The sequence below is a fragment of the Campylobacter ureolyticus ACS-301-V-Sch3b genome, from assembly GCF_000413435.1.
GTDB lineage: Bacteria > Campylobacterota > Campylobacteria > Campylobacterales > Campylobacteraceae > Campylobacter_B > Campylobacter_B ureolyticus_A.
In genome coordinates, this window is the sequence record NZ_KE340326.1 from 133,573 (window position 1) to 153,463 (window position 19,891).

The following is a 19,891-nucleotide window of genomic DNA, read 5'->3' on the forward strand; positions in this document are numbered from 1 at the left end:
CAAGCTTAAACAAAATCACATCGCACCAAAAGCTCACATCTTCGCCATACTATTAGTGTTGGACCCTCATTTTTAACGCTGTCGATCCACTCAGGCAAAGAAATTATAACAAAAAAATACTTAAAAAATAGTTTTGTTTAATGATTTGTTAAATTTTTAGCTAATTTTAGGCACTCGTCTATACTTTGCTTTTGTGAAATAATTAAATTTTTGTGAGATGATAAAAGCTTTGCAGTAGCATTTCCAATCGCAACTACTTTATAACTCTCATCTATTTTTCCAAAGTTTTTTATGAAACCTTCGACATTTGAAGGAGAGCTAAATATCAAAATACTTCCAAGTGGTGGCTTTAAGCTTTTATCTAAATTTAAAAAATTATTTTTATATGCAGTTATTTTTGTAAGAATTGCTCCATTTTCAATAAGGATTTCACCAACATCTGAAACTGTTTTTTCAGCTTTTAAAAATAGAGTTTTTTTACCTTTTAAAAAAGAAGCTATTTCATTTGCAAATTCATTTCCGTGAGAGTTTTTCGCTGTATAAATATCACTAAATCCATACTCTAAAGCTTCTTTTGTTGAGCCATCGCCTATACTAAAAACTTTTAAATTTGCTTTTTTTATGTTGTTAAATTTTAAAGCCTTAATAGAGTTTTTTGAAGTAATAACTAAAGCTTCAAATTTATTTAAATCAACACTAAATTTTAAAAACTCTATTTCACAAACTTTTAAATTTTTAACTGCTTTATTTTGCGTGTGGGATATGAGATAAATTTCATCCATTTGTTTTGCCTTTTTTAAACTTCCATATCTATAGTTTATTTTAAAATATTAAAACCTTTTTACATTAAAGACATATAATAAAATTATAATTATATGATAAATTTCTTATTTATTTTTTAATGCAAACATAAAAATTTTTTCTAACTACACCTCAACATAGTAAAAATAATAAAAAGGTTAAATTTTACTTTAACCTTTTTAAATATTATTCCCATTCTTCTTTTCCAAACATCCGATATATCCCAAACCATTCAAAATACTATATTCTATTTTTTCTAATATCACCAAATTCATCTAATTATAGGACCATTTTCAAATTTTTAGTCCCATCCCAGTCCCAGTACTGGGAAAAATTAGCATCCTTATAATTCTCATTTTAGCTTAAGATTCTAATTATTGTTTATGATAGTAGTCTAAGATTTTGCATTGCCCTTTTATCTCTTGAATTTGCATATACTTCTCAATGTAATCAAAATCTAAATCTCCTAAATCATTAATTGGTAATAATATCTTTTGTCTATTCATCCTTGATACATTAAATTTATACCCATAGGCATATTTCTCCTTTTGTTGAAGTATTGCCTGTTTTAGAAATAAATATGTGTACTTATTTTCTTTTTTTTCATCTTTCCAATGAGCTCTCTTTACATCATCAGAAAAGACAGCTTGATATGGGTGATAAAAGTTCTCTACAACAGATCCATTGTAATTCACCCCCAATACATTTTTATCCAAGCTAGAGTTGATGTTTTTAATAAAATTAGTTATTCCATTGCTATTATCTATCGAACCTATGAATGGTATAGTTCCATCAATTTGATTTGCTTTTGTAAGCCTTACACCTGATTTTATATTTAAAATGTCTTCAAGCCAAAATTCTTTCCATTCTTTTTTATAAAGTGGTATAAGTTTAGACTCGTAAGAAATAGCTAGTCTATATATATATATATATATATATATATATATTCAAGCACCTTCTCAAGGTTTTTAACTTCTAATTTTTTCATAAACTTGCTCATATATTTCCAGTGAGGATTGCCACTTTTATCGCTCGGCAAAATAATTATTATATTATCCACATTATTTGTTGCATTAAATCCGTAAGAAAATCTAACCTTTTGTTTGTTTATACTCATACATAAAAATTTTAATAAATAAGCATCATCAAGACTTTCTCTTAATTCCAATGCTTTTACTCTTGTACCTATATAAAAATCATGACTTTGAACATATGCGTGGAAATTTCCTCTATCAGCTAAAGATATAGTATTTTTATAGTTGAATAATTTTCTATTGTTAATCTCCTGCGAGAACGCACCGATCCCATTATTCTCAATAGAATGTGTTATTATTGGATATATGCCTTCTTTTACTTTAGATATTATTATATCTCTTCCCGTATATATGTTGAAAATCTCATTTAATCTAAACTGTTTCCACTCAATGTCTTCAAGTCCGATTAAATCAAATCCTGTTTCAAGTATTTTTTGCTCATAATAAGATATAACTTTCTGAGCAATATCTTTTTGCTCTTGCTTAATGTAGTCTTCCATAAATTTCCAATTTGGATTACTATTAGAATCTATTGGAAGCATTATTCTATCTCTATTAAGTCTATTAGGCCTTAATTGTTTTCCATATGAGTATTTATATTTTAAGATATTTAATCTTGATGTTAAGAATAAATATATTTCTTTAGAAAAAGATTTGTTTTTTAAAATTGTAATATTATCATCGCATGTAAATTTTTCTTCCTGATAATAAGCATTACCAAACATGTCTATTGTTATGGCTTTATAGTATTTTTTTTGTTTTTTATTATTAATAAAAGAACTTATGCCATTATTTGATTCTCCAGCAGTTATAAATGGAATATTACCTACTTCTCGATCATTAATTTTTAATCTTTTACCCCTTTCAGTGAATGTGAATATATCTTTGATAAAAAACTCTCCCCACTCTACATCATTAAGTGACAATCTATTTTGTTTCATAATCTTCACCATCTTTGGCTGCTAAAAGAGAGTTTGTATCAAGTAATTCTTCTTCATCATCCTTTATTCCAAAAAGATATCCTCTACCATGAGTTATCATATTAACTTCAAAAGTAATATAGTCAGCTATTGTATTTCTAAAATCTTCATCAGTAGGAATTTCATCATTGAAATAATAAAAAGAGTGTAGCCACTCATCATCTGCTTCAATCGTTGTTTCAACACAAAACTTTGTCTCGGCACTAATTCTATCAAACCATACATCTAGCAAATGCTGTTTTTTATCTTTTGCAGATGGTGTTTCAACTAGACCTATATGCTTTGCGACTTCATATCCATCATCTTCAAAGTTTATAAATTTGCAAACTTTATCTTTATGATGTGGTATGCCTGCAGTAAAAATAGCTATGCAAGGATTTGTTCCAACTCCATAGAAAGTGTTTTTGTTTAAGGTTATAACACCTTCTAAAGTGTGATATTTTAAAATGTTAGACTTCATTTCTTTCTCATAGTTAGTTTTACCTGTCATTGTGGATTGAGGAACAATAACGGCAACTCTAGCACCCTCTACAAGTGATTTTAGTAAATGTTCTGTAAAAGATATTTCATAAAGACTTGGGTTATCTTTTGATCCTTGAGAGTAAGGAGGATTCATCATTCCTACAGTACAGCCTTTTAATTGAAGTTTTGCTGGGTTTTGTTTCAAAAAATCTTGGTTTTCAAGATTGCTCTTACCATCCCCCCTAAGTATCATATTTGTTGTAGCAATAGTAAACATATAGGATTGGTCTTCTATTCCAAAAAGTTGTTCTTTTCTAATATGGTTTTTAATAAAATCATCATCCGTTTTTTGCAACATATCATGCATTGCTGCAATTAAAAATCCTGCCGTTCCGCAACATGGATCCATTACCTTATCATCCGGACTCAAATCAAGTAAATCGCAAAATAATTCTGTGATATGTCTTGGCGTTAAAATAATTCCTAGTGTCTGTCCATCTCCGCCTGAATATGACATGAACTCCCCATAAAAACGGCCTAAATAATCTTCCCCACTTTGGTGGAATCTTATGGATTGAAATATACTCTTATATAGAAATTCTGTATAATGCTTATTAGGCGTTTTACCCAAATTAGAGTCTATCTGATTTATTTTTGTAGTATCTTTTATAACAGAAAACTGATTTAACAATTTATCCCTTTTCACATCAGGAGACACATTAGCTCTATTCAGATTATCTCGTATAGCATCATAAATTTTTTGTCCATCTGTTTTTTTAGAATCACCTGTCAACATATCAATGGAAAAATTTCCATATTCCATTTCTCTAAGTGCTAGTAAAATACCTGATACAATTAATGGCTTATCCTTATCTTGGATTGAGCCATAATTTCTCAAATCTTCATGTAGTAAAGCGGCATCTTTTAAAATTTCTTTTGTTTCTTTTTCAAAATCTGTATTTTCTTTCAATATTTCTTTTGTATAGTATTCATATATATTTTTTTCATTAAAAGAAATAAATGTTTCTATTTCAGGTAATTCATAATAATCAAGCCTATCATTTATAAATAAAGGGCTTATTCTATGTTTCTTCTCATTTCCAGAAACCCCAATAGCAATTACTTTCGCATAAGAGGTGTTTTTAATTAGATGTTTGCCATAAAATAATGCTCCATTTACAGCATAATCACAAATAGATGTAACATCCTCTGCTAATATCCCATCTTCTGTCCTTTTTTCATGCATAGATAGAGAGCTTTTATCCTCAATAACTACAATAAAATCTTTAATTATTCCTACATATTCTGGAAATCCAACTTTGCCAGTTCCTCTTTTAGATGCTGTTTTAAGTGCATTATTTAGTTCCTTTATTGTAGAGCCTTGTGCCTCCAATCCCAATCCAGCTTCTTTCAGTAAATCATAGACCCACAAATCTGTACTTTTTTCTTTTAAAATCATCTTTTATACTCCATAATTTCCTCAACACACATTTCTAGCACGCAACAAATCTTTGCAATAGCTTTCAGACTTATTCTTTGAACCTCATTGTTATTACAATAAGAATTAAGTTGTGTTTTTTGAAAATTTGTTTCTTTTTCTAAAATATTTTTACTTATATTTTTTTCTTCTAAAATTTGGTTTATTTTTAAAATAATCTTGCCAAAGTTTTGCATAAATTTTTATTCCTTAAAATTTCTAAAATTGAATTTCGTCTACATGCACTAACATTATTTTAAAACTTCTTATGGGTCCAATATTTTTTAATTTGCATACTTGCATATAAGCTAATATTAAAGCTACTTTAAAGTTCATACAAAAAAAGACCGACCACACCTTAATACCACTGTCTAATTTTTTGTCCAAATGTAAGCCACTTGGAACTATTATTTAGTTTATTTTTTAGCTTCTAGTACCATTTGAGTACCAGTAGCTATTTTACATTTTCTTTATAGCTTGCAATCAAGCCATTTTATAAATTTTTGCAACTATTCCCATTCAATTGTTGCTGGTGGCTTGCTTGAGATATCATAAACTACGCGGTTAATGCCATTTACTTCGTTTATGATGCGGCGGCTTATATTTTCAAGTAGCTCATACGGAAGCCTTGAAAAACTTGCAGTCATTCCATCACTTGCATCGACCACGCGAACACAAACTGCATTTTCATAAGTTCTATTATCACCCATTACTCCAACGGAATTTACATTTAAAAGCACACAAAATGCTTGCCAAGTTTTTTCATACCAACCGCTTGATTTAAGCTCTTGTCTTAGCACAACATCTGCTTTTCTTAAAAGCTCAAGTCTTTCGTTTGTAACCTCTCCCATTATGCGTATAGCAAGTCCAGGTCCAGGGAATGGATGCCTAAAAACTAAATCACGACTAAGCCCAAGCTCAAGCCCCAAAGCTCTAACTTCATCTTTAAAAATCTCTCTTAAAGGCTCGATTAGTTTAAATTTCATATGCTCGGGAAGTCCGCCAACATTGTGATGGCTTTTTATAGTTTTACTAGCTCCACCAAAACTACTGCTCTCTATAACATCGCTATAAAGCGTCCCTTGAGCAAGGTATTTTACATCTTTATGTTTTTTAGCCTCTTCTTCAAATATCTCTATAAAGGTATTTCCTATAATTTTTCTTTTAACTTCTGGCTCTATAACACCACTTAATCTTTCTAGAAAAATCTTACTTGCATCTATGCTTATTAAGTCAATTCCAAGCTTTGTTTTAAATGTATCACTTACCTGTTTTGCTTCGCCCTCTCTTAAAAGCCCGTTATCAACAAAAACAACTATAAGGTTTTTAGGTACTGCATGAGCTAAAAGTGCTGCAACGACTGAGCTATCCACACCGCCACTTACTGCACATAAAATTTTATCTTTGCCAACTAGATTTTTGATTTTCTCACACTCATTTTTGGCAAAACTCCCCATATTCCAAGTGCTTTCACAACCACATATAAATTTAGCAAAGTTTTTAAGTATTGCATCACCAAACTCGCTGTGAGCAACTTCTGGGTGAAATTGCAAAGCATAAATTTTAGCTTTTTCATCTGCGTATGCACAAAATTCACTGCTTTTTGTCTTGGCTAATAATTTGAAATTTGAAGGAAGTGCTTCAACTTTATCTGCATGACTCATCCAAACAACCTGATCTTTAGGCGTATCTTTAAAAAGATCACTTTCACAAGCAAGAGAAATTTCAGCTTTTCCATACTCTTTGCTTGCTGCTGGAACAACACTTCCACCAAATTTATGAGCAATTAACTGCATTCCATAACAAATTCCCAAAATCGGCAGTCCAAGCTCAAAAATTCCCTCATCGCAAAAATAGGCGTCTTTTGCATAAACGCTTGCTGGCCCACCACTTAAAATAATGCCTTTTGGCTTTTTTGCTTTTATAGCATCAAGTTTTGCATCAAAGGGCAAAAGCTCGGCATAAACACCTTGCTCTCTTAATCTTCGTGCGATTAACTGCGTGTATTGTGATCCAAAATCCAAAATAATAATATCTGCTGTCTTCATATAAAATCCTTAAAAAATATCGAAAATTATACCAAATTTAACTAAATTTAGCTTGATTTTGTTGTGTTTGTATCGCTTGGCGTATAAACTGGCGGTCCTTTATAACCACATCCACAAATTCCAATTACAAGAAAAATTAATAATAATTTTGCTAAAATGTCCTTATGAAAAGTGTTAAAAATATAATTGAAGAAATTCAAACTTCACCCCTATTTAATGATATTAATGATAAGCGTAAATTTTTGAGCTTACTAAGTAAAACACATCAAAAATTAATTGCTTTTATCTACTCAAAAGATCAAATTCTCTATTTTGCCTGCAAACATAATGTAGGTCTTCAAGAACTTAAAAAAGATAGTAATATAAATTTGATAAAAGAGTTATTAAAAACATATATAAAATTTCACCCCGATTCAAATTTGAAAGAAATTAAAGATATAAGATTTTTTGTTGCAAGTAAATTTATGAGAAAAAAAGAAAAAATTAAAGAAATTTTTAAGATAAATTTACCAACTAAATTTATAGAACCAAGCGATGGCAAATTTAAAAACAATATCAAAGATGAAGAAAATCACGCTTTATTTGAAGAAATAAGGAAATTGATCCTTGCTAGTAAATGATATAAAATCACTCCCAAATTTGCCTGGAGTTTATGAATATTTTGATGAAAACGCAAAGCTATTATATGTTGGAAAAGCTAAAAATTTAAAAAAAAGAGTAAGAAGTTATTTTTCTTTTACGCCAAATTTAGCCCCAAATCCAAGGGTTAGTTTAAGAATACAAAAGATGATAAATGAAAGTATTCATCTAAAATATATCGTAACAAAAAGCGAAGCCGATGCATTGATTTTAGAGAATTCGTTTATAAAACAACTTAATCCAAAATACAACATTTTACTAAGGGATGATAAAACTTATCCATACATTTATATTGATTTAAATGAAGATTTTCCAAGATTTAATATAACTAGAAAAGTAATAAAAGGCTCAAATATTAAATATTTTGGACCATATTTTAAAGGATCACGTGAAATTTTAGAAACTTTATATATGAAATTTAAACTAGTTCAAAAAAATGGATGTTTAAAAAATAAAAAAGCTTGCCTGTTTTATCAAATAAATCGTTGTTTAGCGCCTTGTGAAGAAAAAATAACAAAAAAAGAGTATGATTTAATAATAAAAGATGCACTATATGCCCTTAAAAATCCAACCTCAATGATTGAATACTTAAAAGAGCTTATGTTGAAATACTCATTAAATGAAAACTATGAAGAAGCTGCAAATTTAAGAGATAAAATAGAAATGCTTAAAGAAAGTGATCAAAAAATAGAAGTTGATTTAGCAAGACTTGAAGACTTTGAAGTATTTGCTATAAATTCTTTCCAAAGCTTTGCTTGTGCTGTAAGACTTAGCATAAGAGATGGAAAAATAACAAACTCAAACTCAAAAATCATAAATTTAAAAAACTTTGAAAATTTAGAAAAAAGTGAAATTGATGAAATTTATAAACAAACCTTACTTGATGCTTTTCCTGCTGAATCACCTGTGGCAGTTTCTAAAATATATGTAAATGATGATTTTTTAGATATTAGCTTAGTAAGTGAGATTTTAGAAGCTAGACATAGCAAAAAATTTGAGATAATTGTTCCAAAAATTGGAGAAAAAAGAAAAATTTGCAATATCGCGCACCAAAATGCGAAAATTAATATTCAAAAACACTTAAAAGCTTATGATTTTGAGTTTTTAAACTCCATGAAAGAGTATTTTGGGTTTACAAATTTACCAATAAATATAGAAGCTTATGATAACTCACACATGTTTGGAAGCGCTGTGGTTGGAGCTATGATAGCTTATAATGAAGATGGATTTAACAAGCAAAATTATCGTCACGCCCATCTTAAATCAAATAATGACTATGATCAAATGAAAGAGTATTTAACAATGCGAGTAAATAGATTTGATAAGTTAAATCCACCAGATTTATGGGTAATTGATGGTGGAGTTGCGCTTTTAAATTTAGCTGATGAAATACTAAAAAGCGTTGGGGCAAATGTAGATATAATAGCTATTTCAAAAGAAAAAGTTGATGCTAAAGCATATCGTTCAAAAGGCGCAGCAAAAGATAAACTTTATACAAAAAATGGAGAATTTTTACTACCACCAAGCGATAAAAAACTTCAATTTTTTCAAAAACTAAGAGATGAAGCTCATAGATTTGCCATAAGTTTTCATCAAAAAACAAAAAGAAAAAATGATTTGCAAAAATCAAATTTGATAAAATCAGGATTGAGCGAAGGAAAAATAAAAAAATTGCTTGATTATTTTGGTAGTTTTGAAAAAATTTATGATTCAAATTTTGACGAAATTTCAAATTTAATAGGAAAAACTGCTGCAAAAAAAATATTTTTATAAATAAAACAGAAAATATATGGTAAAATGTAGTTCATTAATTTTAAGAAAGGTATTTAATGCTGATTTATGATGCAAATTTTAAATTACTTGGGGTGAGCGAACATGCTTTAAATTTGTTAGGATATCCTACTTTTAATGCATTTTATTCAAACCACAGTGATATTTCTGAACTATTTGTAGATAAAGAAGATTTTTATATATACGGAAAAAAAGTAAGCTTTCAAGAATATATGCTTAAAAGCAAAAAACCTCTTTTAATCTTGTTAAAAAACTCTAAAAATTTAGAAATAGAAATTAAATTCGAAATAAACAACTTGTTTTTCAGTGATGAAAACAATGGCTACGTGATTTTTTTAAATTCTCCAAGTGTTAAAAGTCAAAATGCGCAAGATGATTTTTTACCAAAAAGCAGTGTAAAAAGATCAAATTTGCTATCAGTTGATAATATTTTTAAAAAAACATATGATTTAGAACTTCAAAATATTAAGAAGATTAAGCTAAATGATTTAGAAGAAAGCACTTCAATAAATGATGAATGGCTTAAAAAAACAGCAGATAATCTTTCTTTGAATTTAGGTAAATTTACAAATAACTTAAAAAACTTAATTAATAAAGCATATGAAAAAGAAGAAATTTTATATGAAGCAATTGTTTTGGGCGATTTAAACGAATCAGTGAAAAATTTAAACGAAATAAAAAAACTAGCCTACTCTTATAATATTAAGCCTCTTACAAAGGCTATTTATAGGCTTGAAAATTCACAAATAGATGAAATTTCAAAAAATTTTAGACAATACAAAGATGTTATTGAAAAAATTGATAAAACTATTACAAAAAGGAATGACATATGAAGCTAAATACGACTTCTATACTTAGATTTATAACAGGTATACCGTTACTAATCATTATGTTGATTGGATCGTTCTATCTTTACAGTTCATATAATAACTATAAAGAAGCAGATACTCTTAACAAATCAGTTGCTAATCTTAACAGCATTAGCGAGCTAATTGAACAACTTGGAAACGAAAGAGGACTAAGTGTTATCTACACCGCAAGTGGTGGAAGACTTAATGTTTCTGATCTTTTGCAAAACCAAAGAGCACAAACAGATGCTGAGATAAAGAAATTTAATAACCTCATAGCAAATTATGAAAGCATTGTTGGTAGTAACTTCTTAAATAAAAGTTCAGGCGTTCCAAGTGAACTTTTAAAAATGTCATCTCTGCTTAAAAACATTAATGAAGCAAGATCTAAGGTGGATAATTTAGATGCTGACTTTAATACTGTTTTTACAAATTTCTTTTCAGTTATTGATGAAGAGTATTTAAATTATGCAAGATTTGTTCAAAAATATGCAACCTCACAAGACATTGCATCTTTGAGTTCAAACTTGGTAACTACTTATGAGATAATGAGCGCTTCAAGCTATCAAAGAGATTATGTTATATCTTTACTTGGTACAAGAGAGGCAATTGATTATTCAACTCTTTCAAAATGGAGCGAAATAAGCAATAAAAGTGCATTTATATCTTATACATCACTTCCTGAATCACAAGCAAAAACAGAAATTTTAAAACTTCTTTCTTCGCCTGATTCACAAGCTATAATTTCATCAGCCAACACTCTTAATACTCAACTTCAACAAGAGGCACTATCTGGTGAATATAGTGTTGGTCTTATGGAGTGGTTTAGTGCAGCAAGTAGCAAAATCAGTCTAGCAAAAGAAATAACTCAAAAACTAAGTAAAGAGCTTATGGTTCAAACAGATGCATATAAACACGAACTACAAAAAGTTTTGTTTATAGCAATTGGACTATTTGCAATAGCGATACTATTTTTATTTATAACTCTTAGATTTATCAACAGATTCCAAAGAAACATATCTGAACTTGATGATGTTTTAAATAGCATAAGCCATATCTCAGAACAAGATATTAAAATAGACTTAAGAACATCAGAAGGTATGTCAAGAGCCTATACAATTATCCAAGATGCGATTGATGTTATTGCTGATCAAAAAGAGATTGCTGAAGAGGCAAATAAGGCAAAATCAATATTCTTAGCTAATATGTCACACGAAATAAGAACCCCATTAAATGGAGTTATTGGCTTTACTGAGCTTTTGAAAAACACAGGCCTAGATGATGAGCAGCAAGATTATGTTGATACAATAGAAAAAAGTTCTGAAAACCTACTTACAATTATAAATAACATTCTTGATGTTTCTAAAATTGAAAGTAATAAAGTTGAACTTGAAGATATTTTATTTGATCCGATTAACGATTTTGAAGGTGCTATTGAAGTTTATGCAGCAAAAGCGAGTGAGAAAAATATAAATCTTTTATCATATATTGATCCAAGTCTTGTAAATTTACTTTATGGTGATATTACAAAAATAAAAGAGGTTTTAATCAACCTAATGAGCAATGCTGTTAAATTTACTCCTGTAAATGGTAGCATTATAATTGATATAAGAAGACTTCCTTCTGTAAGCGAAAATGAAACCAACATAAAATTTAGTGTTAGAGATACTGGTGTTGGTATAGCAAAAGACAAACTTGGAAAGATATTTAGTGCATTCTCACAAGCTGATTCTACTGTAACAAGACAATATGGTGGAACTGGACTAGGACTTACAATTTCATCTAAATACGTTGCCATGATGGGTGGTATGCTTCAAGTTACTTCTGAGGTCGGACAAGGAAGTGAGTTTTTCTTCACTCTATCATTTAAAGAAACCAAAAAGTCAGACTCAGATACTATTTATAACGGTATAAAAGGTAAGAGATTTGCACTTTTAACTGATGATCCTAAAGATATACACAATGTAATTGTAAAAGATTATCTTACATACATGGGTGCAAATATAAAAATCCTTGAAAGTGATAGAGAGATAAATAGAAACTATTTTGATATTCTGATAATAAGACTTGAAGACTATCCAATGATTAGTAGAGAACTAGATATACCTATTGTAGTCTGTGGAAATCTTAGAGAGATTCAAAATGCAAGATTTGACAAAGAAAGCATTTTCACCTTATCAGAACCTGTAAATATAACAAAAATTTTAAGAACCACACAAAGAGTACTAGAAGCTGGTCCTGTTGTAGCAACCTCTAGACCTGCTCAAGATGCAGTATATACTGAACCTACAGCTCCTGCAGCAACTGAACCTGTTGCAAAACAAACTGTAGTGGAACAACCTATTAAAGAAGAGGTCGTAGCAAAAGAGCCTGTAAAAGAAGAGGTAGTAGTAGAAGAACCTGCAAAAGAAGATAAAGCTGAACTTAGCTTAAGAGACAAACTAAGAGCTAGAATCAATCAAGGCACTCCTAGTGAACCAAAAGTGGCCATAAAAAAAGAAGAACCAAAAGTTGAACCTGTCATTCAAAAAGCACCGGAAACTAAACCACAAGAGCAAATCAAAATAGAAGAAGAGCCTGCTGAAATAAAAATTTCTATTGAAGAGCCTACAATTATAAAAAAAGATGAAATAAAAGAAGTAATTGAGCCTAAAGTAGATTCTAGCATAAAAATTGATGAGCCTAAGGTAGTGGTTGAGGAACCTAAGATAGTAGTTGATGAGCCTAAGGTGGTAGTTGAGGAACCAATTATTGAAAAAATTTCAATTGAGCCAACTCCAGCTAAAGAACCTGAGATAAAAATTTCTGATGAAAGCCTTAAGGTAGCAGATGAAGAGATTAAAACTATAAGTGAGCCTAAGCAACAAGCACCAGTTAAAACAGAAGAAGTAGCTAAAAAAGAAAAAGTAGTTAAAGCCCCTGAAGTAGTAAAACCTCAAGTAAAGATTGTTGAAGAAACAATCATGGTTGATGAGTGGGTTGAAGAAGAAGTAACTGAGTATGTTGAAGTTGAAGAAGAAGTAACTGAATATGTCGATAAAGAAGTTGAGGAAGAAGTTGAGGTTGAAGTACCAGCACCAAGTGCAGCACCATCAGCTGGCGGTATGGATAAGTATAATGCAAAAGTTTTAGTTGCAGAAGATAACGAAATCAACCAAAAACTTATGAGACACACTCTTGGACTGTTTGGACTAGATATAACAATAGTAGGAAATGGTAAGCTAGCACTTGAAGAGAGAAAAGAAAAAAATTACGATATGATTTTTATGGATATCGCAATGCCTGTAATGGATGGTGTTGAAGCAACTAAACAAATTAAAAACTATGAACTTGAAAATAGCCTTCCACATATACCAATTGTTGCTGTTACAGCAAATGCACTAAAAGGCGATAGAGAAAGATTTATGTCTCAAGGACTTGATGAGTATTGTACAAAGCCAATTAAAAAAGAAGCGCTATCAGCAATGCTTAATATGTTTATTCCTGAGAAAAAAGAAGGAGCTAGTGGAGGCGGAACTATAAAGAAAAAAGAGATAAGAAAAGTTATCAAAAAAGTTCCTCAAACTGTTATTAAAAAAGTTTTAAAACCACAAACCGTTGTTAAGAAAGTTTTAAAACAAAAACCTGTTATTGTCAAAAAAGAAATTCCAGTAGAAAGTGATTTGCCAAAAAAAGAGGAAGTTAAAACTGAAAATTTAAGTTTAACAAAAAAAGATATCTTAATTTGCAGGAAAAGTCATTTGGAAAATAGAATTTTTGATACTATTTTAAAAAGATTTGCCAAAGAAATTGACAAAACTAACAATATAGATGAAATCGTAAATTTACTTAGTGCGAATTCATATAAACTAGTTATGCTTGATTCTAAGCTTGAAAATTTTGATGCTAAGCTTTTACTAGATATCATAGATCAAGTAAGCCCTGACACAAAAGTAGTCTTATTTAGTAATCAAAATGATAATATTAGTGAAGATGTTAAAAATAGATTTGCTGAAATAACCGATAGTAAGGTTAATAAGGCTGAACTTGAAGAATTAACTAAAAAATATATAGGATGAATGAATGGAAAATTTAGTAAATGTATTAGCAGTTGATGATGATGTTATTAACTTAAAATTGGTAGAAATGATGCTAAAAAAACATGGTGGTATAGGTGAGATTATTAAAGCTCCTAATGGACTTGAAGCTCTTAATATTTTAACTCAAAGAAAAGATATCGGTATAATTTTACTTGATATTGTAATGCCCGTTATGAACGGGCTTGAGTTTTTGGATAACACTCAAGTTAAAACACTTATAAAAAACATACCTGTTATAGTTTTAACAACAGATGAAACCACTAAAAAAGATTCACTTAGCAAAGGTGCTAATGATTTTGTAACAAAACCTATAACAGAAAAAGTTTTATTTGAAAAAATAAATAATTTTATTGGTCTATAAGGATTTCCCGCCAATTAGTGGCGGAAAATCTTTTTATATTTTGTAATAGTAGATATAAACCCTATCCTTATTTAAACCAACCTTTTATCTTATCAAACATACTCTCTTCAACCATCTTATTTGGTTCTATTCCAAAACTTTTTCCAAGTTCTTTTATAAGTTTTTCTTGATTTTCATTTAATTTTTTTGGCATTTTAATTGAAATTTGAGCTATTAAATTTCCTCTTTTTTTAGTTCTTAAATTTTCAATTCCTTCATTTTCTAAAACAAATTGCTCTTTATCTTGTGTTCCAACTCTAAGTTTTAATTCTTTTTGGCCATCCAATGTTGGTATGATAATAGTTTCTCCTAGCATTGCTTGAGTTATAAAAACTGGTACTTCTAAATAAACATCATCACCATCTCTTACAAACTTATCATCTTCTTTAACTCTAATTACAGCATATAAATCCCCGTAACTTCCATCTTTTGAGAGATTTCCTTTTTGGCTTATTCTTATTTTTATGCCATTATCGACGCCTTTTGGTATATCAAATTTAAAGCTTTGCTCAACCTCATCATACCCTTTGCCACCACATTTTGGACATTTTGATTTTAGCATTTCACCATGACCGCCACATTTTGGACAAGTTTGAACAAAACTCATAAAGCCTTGTCTTTGGCTTATTTGCCCTCTTCCTCCACAATAATCACAAGTTGTTTTCTGGCCACCTACTCCATCACATTCTTTACATGGTTTTTTTATTTTATATTTTAATTCCTTTTGGACTCCAAAAACAGCTTCTTTAAAATCTAAATCAACTAAAATTTCAATGTCTAAATCATAATTATCAATAGGTTTTTTTCTTCTTCCTGAGTTTGTTCTACCGCCTCCAAAGAATGAATCAAATATATCGCCCATAACATCTTCAAAGCCGCCAAAACCTCCGGCAAAACCACTACTAAACCCAGCATTATTTAAGCCGTCTTTTCCATATCTATCATAAATTTCTCTTTTGTTTTTATCGCTTAAACATTGATAGGCTTCATTTATCTCTTTAAATTTTTGCTCAGCTTCCTTATTGCCTTGATTTCTATCTGGATGATACTTTAAAGCAAGTTTTCTAAAAGATTTTTTAATTGTTTCAGAGTCTGCATTTCTTGAGACTTCCAATATTTCGTAATAATCCAATTCTGTAGCCACTTTTTATATACTCCTAAAAAATTTTAACCTTTAATTCTATCAAAATTATTTTAAGCATTTATAAATCTTTACAAATTTCAGCTATAATTATCACTAAAAAAATTGAAAGGATTAACATGGTTAATGTACTAATGATAGAAGACGATACAGAATTTGCACAAATTTTATCTGAGTATTTAAGTCAATTTAATATAAAAATAACAAATTTTGAGGATCCGTATTTGGGACTTAGTGCTGGCATAAAAAACTACGATTTATTAATACTTGATCTTACTTTACCAGGACTTGATGGACTTGAAGTATGTAAAGAAATAAGAGAAAAGTATGATATTCCTATCATTATATCTTCTGCAAGAAGTGATGTAAGCGATAGAGTTGTTGGACTTCAAATTGGAGCTGATGATTATCTTCCAAAGCCTTATGATCCAAAAGAGATGCATGCAAGAATAATGAGTTTAATAAGACGCTATAAAAAAACAGCTCAAGTAGAAGAAAACGATATTGATAGTGCTTTTAGAGTCGATGAAAAAAGACATGAAATTTATTTTCACGATGAGGCTTTAGTTTTAACTCCAGCTGAATATGAAATTTTAGAATATCTTATCAAACAACACAGCTTTTCAGTCTCAAGAGAGCAACTTGTATATCATTGCAAAAGCTTAAAAGATAAAAATTCAAAAAGCTTAGATGTTATAATTGGAAGATTAAGAACAAAAATAGGTGATAATTCTAAAAATCCAACTCATATTTTTTCAGTTCGCGGAATCGGATATAAACTTTTAGGATGAGATACTCACTAAGCACAAAAATAAGTGTTGTCTTTGCAATTGCTTTTGGTTTAGTATGCATTCTTTTCATAACTTTTGGAAGAATTCAACTAAACCAAGCATTTGATAGAATGACAGTTTCACAGATAAATTCCATAAATTATCTTTTAGGATTATATGAGAGAAAAACTCCGCCTGAAAACTTAGATGAATATTTTAGCAATTTTAATCTAACCGCTACAAAAGATAAAAATTTAATATCTAATGTTCTAACAAGAGGCGATATTGTATTTACTCGCCAAACTCCAATTGGAGATATTGTTTCATTAAAATATCAAAATTCTATGTTTATGCATATAAAAAATCCAAATTTTAGTGCGACTTTTGAAAGTAGCGGTGGCAAAAATTTAAACGATCCACTTTGGGTTGGATTTTTTATAACTATTATTTTGTTAGGATCACTTTATTTTTCAGTTTTAAAAAGCTTGGCTCCTCTTAAAAAATTAAATAATAATATTAAAAAATTTGCAACAGGAAATTTAGAAACCGCAACAGTAAATGTCGAAGGTGATGATGAAATAGCACAAGTTGCAAAAGAATTTGATAAAGCGGTTATAAAAATAAAAGAGCTTATTAGATCGCGCCAACTGTTTTTAAGAACAATTATGCATGAATTAAAAACACCTATTGGAAAAGGTAGAATCGTATCTGAAATGATACCAAATGAGCTTCAAAAAAAACGCCTTATAAATATATTTGAAAGACTTGAAATTTTAATAAACGAGTTTGCTAAAATTGAACAACTCTTATCAAAATCTTACTCTATAAATTATGAAGATTATCATTTTAGTCTTATTTTGGAACAAGCCAAAGATTTACTAATGCTTGATGATTGGGATAAAAAAGTTGAACTAAATTTAATAAGCGATCCACTTTTAAAAGCCGATTTTCAAATGTTTTCATTAGCACTTAAAAATTTAATTGACAATGCTTTAAAATATTCAAATGATCAAAAAGTTTATATCACCTCAACAAATGAGCAAATTTGCATTGCAAATAGTGGTGACCCACTTCCAGTAGATATAGCTCATTACAAACAAGCTTTTGTTAGAAATATAAATGAAAAAGTTTCTGGAATGGGACTTGGACTTTATATAATTGATAGAATTTGTGATATGCACAAGTACTGTTTAGATTATTACTATTCAGATGGAAAGCACCATTTTTGCATAGTTTTTAACAAAAATAAAGCAAGTTGTGAAATCCCTAAAAAACCAAAATTTCTAAAAAAGAAAAAATGAATATTTCCAAATTTGATGAGTTGGTAGAAGCTTTTATGAAGCTTCCTGGAGTTGGCAAAAAATCAGCTTTAAGATATGCGTATCATGTAAGTATAAATGACTCTTTTGCTGGATTAAATTTAGCTCACTGTATAGAAGATGCGGTTAAGCTTTTAAAAAGATGCTCAAAATGCGGGGCTTTAAGCGAAGATGAAATTTGCGAAATTTGTGCAGATGATCAAAGAGATAGAGAAATTCTTTGCATTGTAGAAAGCCCAAAAGATATTTTGATAATAGAAAAAAGCGGCTCTTATAATGGATTATATTTTGTTTTAGATGATGTAGATAATAGCATTTTGGAACGTTTAAAAAAATACATTGATGAAAATCAAATAAAAGAAGTTATTTTTGCCTTAACACCTGGAATTAATAGCGATGGAATCATGCTTTATATCGAAGATAAATTTAGTGATTTTGATATAAATTTTAGTAAAATAGCTCAAGGAATTCCAACTGGCGTAAGCCTTGATAATGTTGATATGCTCTCTCTTATCAAGGCTTTAAATAATAGAATGAAAACTTAATTTTTTCTATTTTTAGCAATATTTTGGTAGTATTTAATTTGATCTTTTTTGATAATTCTTATATAGTTTGTGCTTCCAGCAACTCCTGTTGGAAAACCTGCTGTCATTATATAGGTATGATCAAGATCAATATATCCTTTTTCAAAAGCCTCTTTTATCGTATCTGCGATTAAAAAATCAACATCGCTTTTATCTTTTACTATCACAGGACTTACCCCCCAAGCAAGTGTTAAAAAGTGAGCTGTTTCTTCATCATGAGATATGGCATAAATTTTAGTTTCTGGACGATTTCTAGCCATTTTTATAGCTGATCTGCCTGATCCTGTTATAGAAAGTATAGCTTTTGCATTTATATTTTTAGCTAAACTTACCGAGCTATAAGCCACCATATCTGTTTCATCAACCGCATCAAAACTCTTATAATAAGGATAAATTTTTTCAATTTCTTTTATGGTGTTACTCATTGCTTCTACAACTTTTACAGGATGTTTTCCAACGGCACTTTCCTCACTTAACATTACAGCATCAGTTCCATCAAGTACAGCATTAGCAACATCGCTAATCTCAGCTCTTGTAGCTCTTTCGTTTTGTGTCATTGAAAGCATCATTTGAGTGGCTGTAATAACTGGTTTTGAGTATAAATTTGCTTTTTTAATTATCATTTTTTGTATATTCGGCACTTCGTAATAAGGTACTTCGATTCCCAAATCACCCCTTGCAACCATTATTCCATCACTTACTTTTATGATTTCATCAATATTTTCAACAGCATCAAATTTCTCAATTTTGGCAAAAACTCTTGCTTTGCTTCCGTAGTTTTCAAGTATTCTTTTTACTCTTAAGACATCACTTGCTTTTTGCACAAACGAAACAGCCACAAAATGAACACCGTTTTTTGCTCCCCATTCCAAATCAAGCTCATCTTTTTTTGTAATAACATCAATATTTAATTTTGTATTTGGAAAATTTACTCCCTTATTTGATGTTAAAATTCCACTATTCTCAAGTACAGCATGAACTTCATCTTTACTTGCAAAATTAACTTTTGCTCTTATTGCACCATCACAAAGATAAATATATTCACCATTTTTAATAAGCTCTAAAATCTCAGGATGATTTATACAAAGCTTATATATTTTTTCATCTATTTTTTCACCAACTATCTCATCTTTTACAAAAATAAGCTTATCGCCTGAACTTAAATTAAACATCTCTTTTAGAGTCTTAACCCTAACTTTTGGACCACTTATGTCTTGAAAAATTCCAATTCTTTTATTAAGTTTTTTTTCAACTTCTTTAATTTTTTCCAAATTTGACTTATGATAGTTATGATCGCCGTGACTAAAATTCATCCTAAAAGCATTAACTCCTGCTTTTACTAAACCTTCAATTATGTCAATGTCATCGCTTGCAGGACCTATAGTTGCTAAAATTTTAGTTCTTTTATCCATTTTAACTCCTTGATTTTAATCCATTCCTTTAAATTTGATAAAATAATATCATATTTTTATAACTTTTTAGATACTTTTATAAATTTTGATATTTCAGCTTTTTTAA

At 29.6% G+C, this 19,891-nt stretch carries 16 protein-coding genes; 8 read left to right on the top strand and 8 right to left on the bottom strand.

Annotation, left to right across the window (positions count from 1 at the left end; all coding sequences use genetic code 11):
* Positions 1-137: 137 nt before the first annotated feature.
* The 6 genes from HMPREF9309_RS00695 to guaA all read right to left on the bottom strand — a co-directional run bounded on the left by HMPREF9309_RS00695 (position 138) and on the right by guaA (position 6,802).
* Positions 138-782, bottom strand: a complete 645-nt coding sequence (locus HMPREF9309_RS00695) for a uroporphyrinogen-III synthase (protein ID WP_016645992.1) — start codon at positions 780-782, stop codon at positions 138-140.
* A gap of 393 nt (positions 783-1,175) precedes the next feature.
* Positions 1,176-1,748 carry a restriction endonuclease subunit S gene (locus tag HMPREF9309_RS08870; protein WP_155827298.1) on the bottom strand — a complete coding sequence of 191 codons (573 nt, stop codon included), beginning with the start codon at positions 1,746-1,748 and terminating at the stop codon, positions 1,176-1,178.
* Positions 1,712-2,776 (bottom strand): restriction endonuclease subunit S, encoded by a 1,065-nt coding sequence (locus tag HMPREF9309_RS08875; RefSeq protein ID WP_034907610.1) that lies wholly within the window; start codon positions 2,774-2,776, stop codon positions 1,712-1,714. The genes HMPREF9309_RS08870 and HMPREF9309_RS08875 overlap by 37 nt, the downstream gene beginning before the upstream one ends.
* On the bottom strand, positions 2,763-4,736 hold the full coding sequence (locus HMPREF9309_RS00710) for an HsdM family class I SAM-dependent methyltransferase (RefSeq protein ID WP_016645995.1): 1,974 nt from the start codon (positions 4,734-4,736) through the stop codon (positions 2,763-2,765). Before HMPREF9309_RS00710 ends, HMPREF9309_RS08875 begins: the two co-directional genes overlap by 14 nt.
* A complete protein-coding gene (locus HMPREF9309_RS00715) occupies positions 4,733-4,951 on the bottom strand; it encodes a helix-turn-helix domain-containing protein (protein ID WP_016645996.1) in 219 nt (72 codons plus the stop codon). The genes HMPREF9309_RS00710 and HMPREF9309_RS00715 overlap by 4 nt, the downstream gene beginning before the upstream one ends.
* Before the next feature lie 312 nt (positions 4,952-5,263).
* Positions 5,264-6,802, bottom strand: a complete 1,539-nt coding sequence (gene guaA / locus HMPREF9309_RS00720) for a glutamine-hydrolyzing GMP synthase (protein ID WP_016645997.1) — start codon at positions 6,800-6,802, stop codon at positions 5,264-5,266.
* Positions 6,803-6,966: 164 nt separating this feature from the next.
* Between guaA and HMPREF9309_RS00725 the strand changes: the two genes are divergently transcribed.
* The 5 genes from HMPREF9309_RS00725 to HMPREF9309_RS00745 are packed head-to-tail and all read left to right on the top strand — an operon-like array spanning position 6,967 to position 14,520.
* Entirely contained in the window at positions 6,967-7,422 is a 456-nt protein-coding gene (locus HMPREF9309_RS00725; RefSeq protein WP_016645998.1) for a hypothetical protein, read from the top strand.
* A complete protein-coding gene (gene uvrC / locus HMPREF9309_RS00730) occupies positions 7,409-9,214 on the top strand; it encodes an excinuclease ABC subunit UvrC (RefSeq protein ID WP_016645999.1) in 1,806 nt (601 codons plus the stop codon). The genes HMPREF9309_RS00725 and uvrC overlap by 14 nt, the downstream gene beginning before the upstream one ends.
* Positions 9,215-9,270: 56 nt before the next feature.
* Positions 9,271-10,065 (top strand): hypothetical protein, encoded by a 795-nt coding sequence (locus tag HMPREF9309_RS00735; RefSeq protein WP_016646000.1) that lies wholly within the window; start codon positions 9,271-9,273, stop codon positions 10,063-10,065.
* Positions 10,062-14,138, top strand: coding sequence for a response regulator (locus HMPREF9309_RS00740; RefSeq protein ID WP_016646001.1), 4,077 nt, complete (start codon positions 10,062-10,064; stop codon positions 14,136-14,138). Before HMPREF9309_RS00735 ends, HMPREF9309_RS00740 begins: the two co-directional genes overlap by 4 nt.
* Before the next feature lie 4 nt (positions 14,139-14,142).
* Positions 14,143-14,520 (top strand): response regulator, encoded by a 378-nt coding sequence (locus HMPREF9309_RS00745; protein ID WP_016646002.1) that lies wholly within the window; start codon positions 14,143-14,145, stop codon positions 14,518-14,520.
* A 67-nt stretch (positions 14,521-14,587) separates the two neighbouring features.
* Here HMPREF9309_RS00745 and dnaJ read toward each other — a convergent pair whose 3' ends face one another.
* Positions 14,588-15,703: a molecular chaperone DnaJ gene (gene dnaJ / locus HMPREF9309_RS00750; protein ID WP_016646003.1), complete on the bottom strand. Its 1,116-nt coding sequence runs from the start codon at positions 15,701-15,703 to the stop codon at positions 14,588-14,590.
* Positions 15,704-15,819: 116 nt separating this feature from the next.
* On the opposite strand from dnaJ, the gene HMPREF9309_RS00755 reads away from it, so the two are divergent.
* The 3 genes from HMPREF9309_RS00755 to recR are packed head-to-tail and all read left to right on the top strand — an operon-like array spanning position 15,820 to position 18,334.
* Positions 15,820-16,491: a response regulator transcription factor gene (locus HMPREF9309_RS00755; RefSeq protein ID WP_016646004.1), complete on the top strand. Its 672-nt coding sequence runs from the start codon at positions 15,820-15,822 to the stop codon at positions 16,489-16,491.
* Complete coding sequence (locus HMPREF9309_RS00760; RefSeq protein ID WP_016646005.1) at positions 16,488-17,771, top strand: ArsS family sensor histidine kinase; 1,284 nt, start codon at positions 16,488-16,490, stop codon at positions 17,769-17,771. Before HMPREF9309_RS00755 ends, HMPREF9309_RS00760 begins: the two co-directional genes overlap by 4 nt.
* Positions 17,768-18,334, top strand: a complete 567-nt coding sequence (gene recR, locus HMPREF9309_RS00765; protein ID WP_016646006.1) for a recombination mediator RecR — start codon at positions 17,768-17,770, stop codon at positions 18,332-18,334. The genes HMPREF9309_RS00760 and recR overlap by 4 nt, the downstream gene beginning before the upstream one ends.
* Here the strand turns inward: recR and pyk are convergent.
* Positions 18,331-19,785, bottom strand: a complete 1,455-nt coding sequence (gene pyk, locus HMPREF9309_RS00770) for a pyruvate kinase (protein ID WP_016646007.1) — start codon at positions 19,783-19,785, stop codon at positions 18,331-18,333. The genes recR and pyk overlap by 4 nt on opposite strands.
* Between the last annotated feature and the right edge of the window lie 106 nt (positions 19,786-19,891).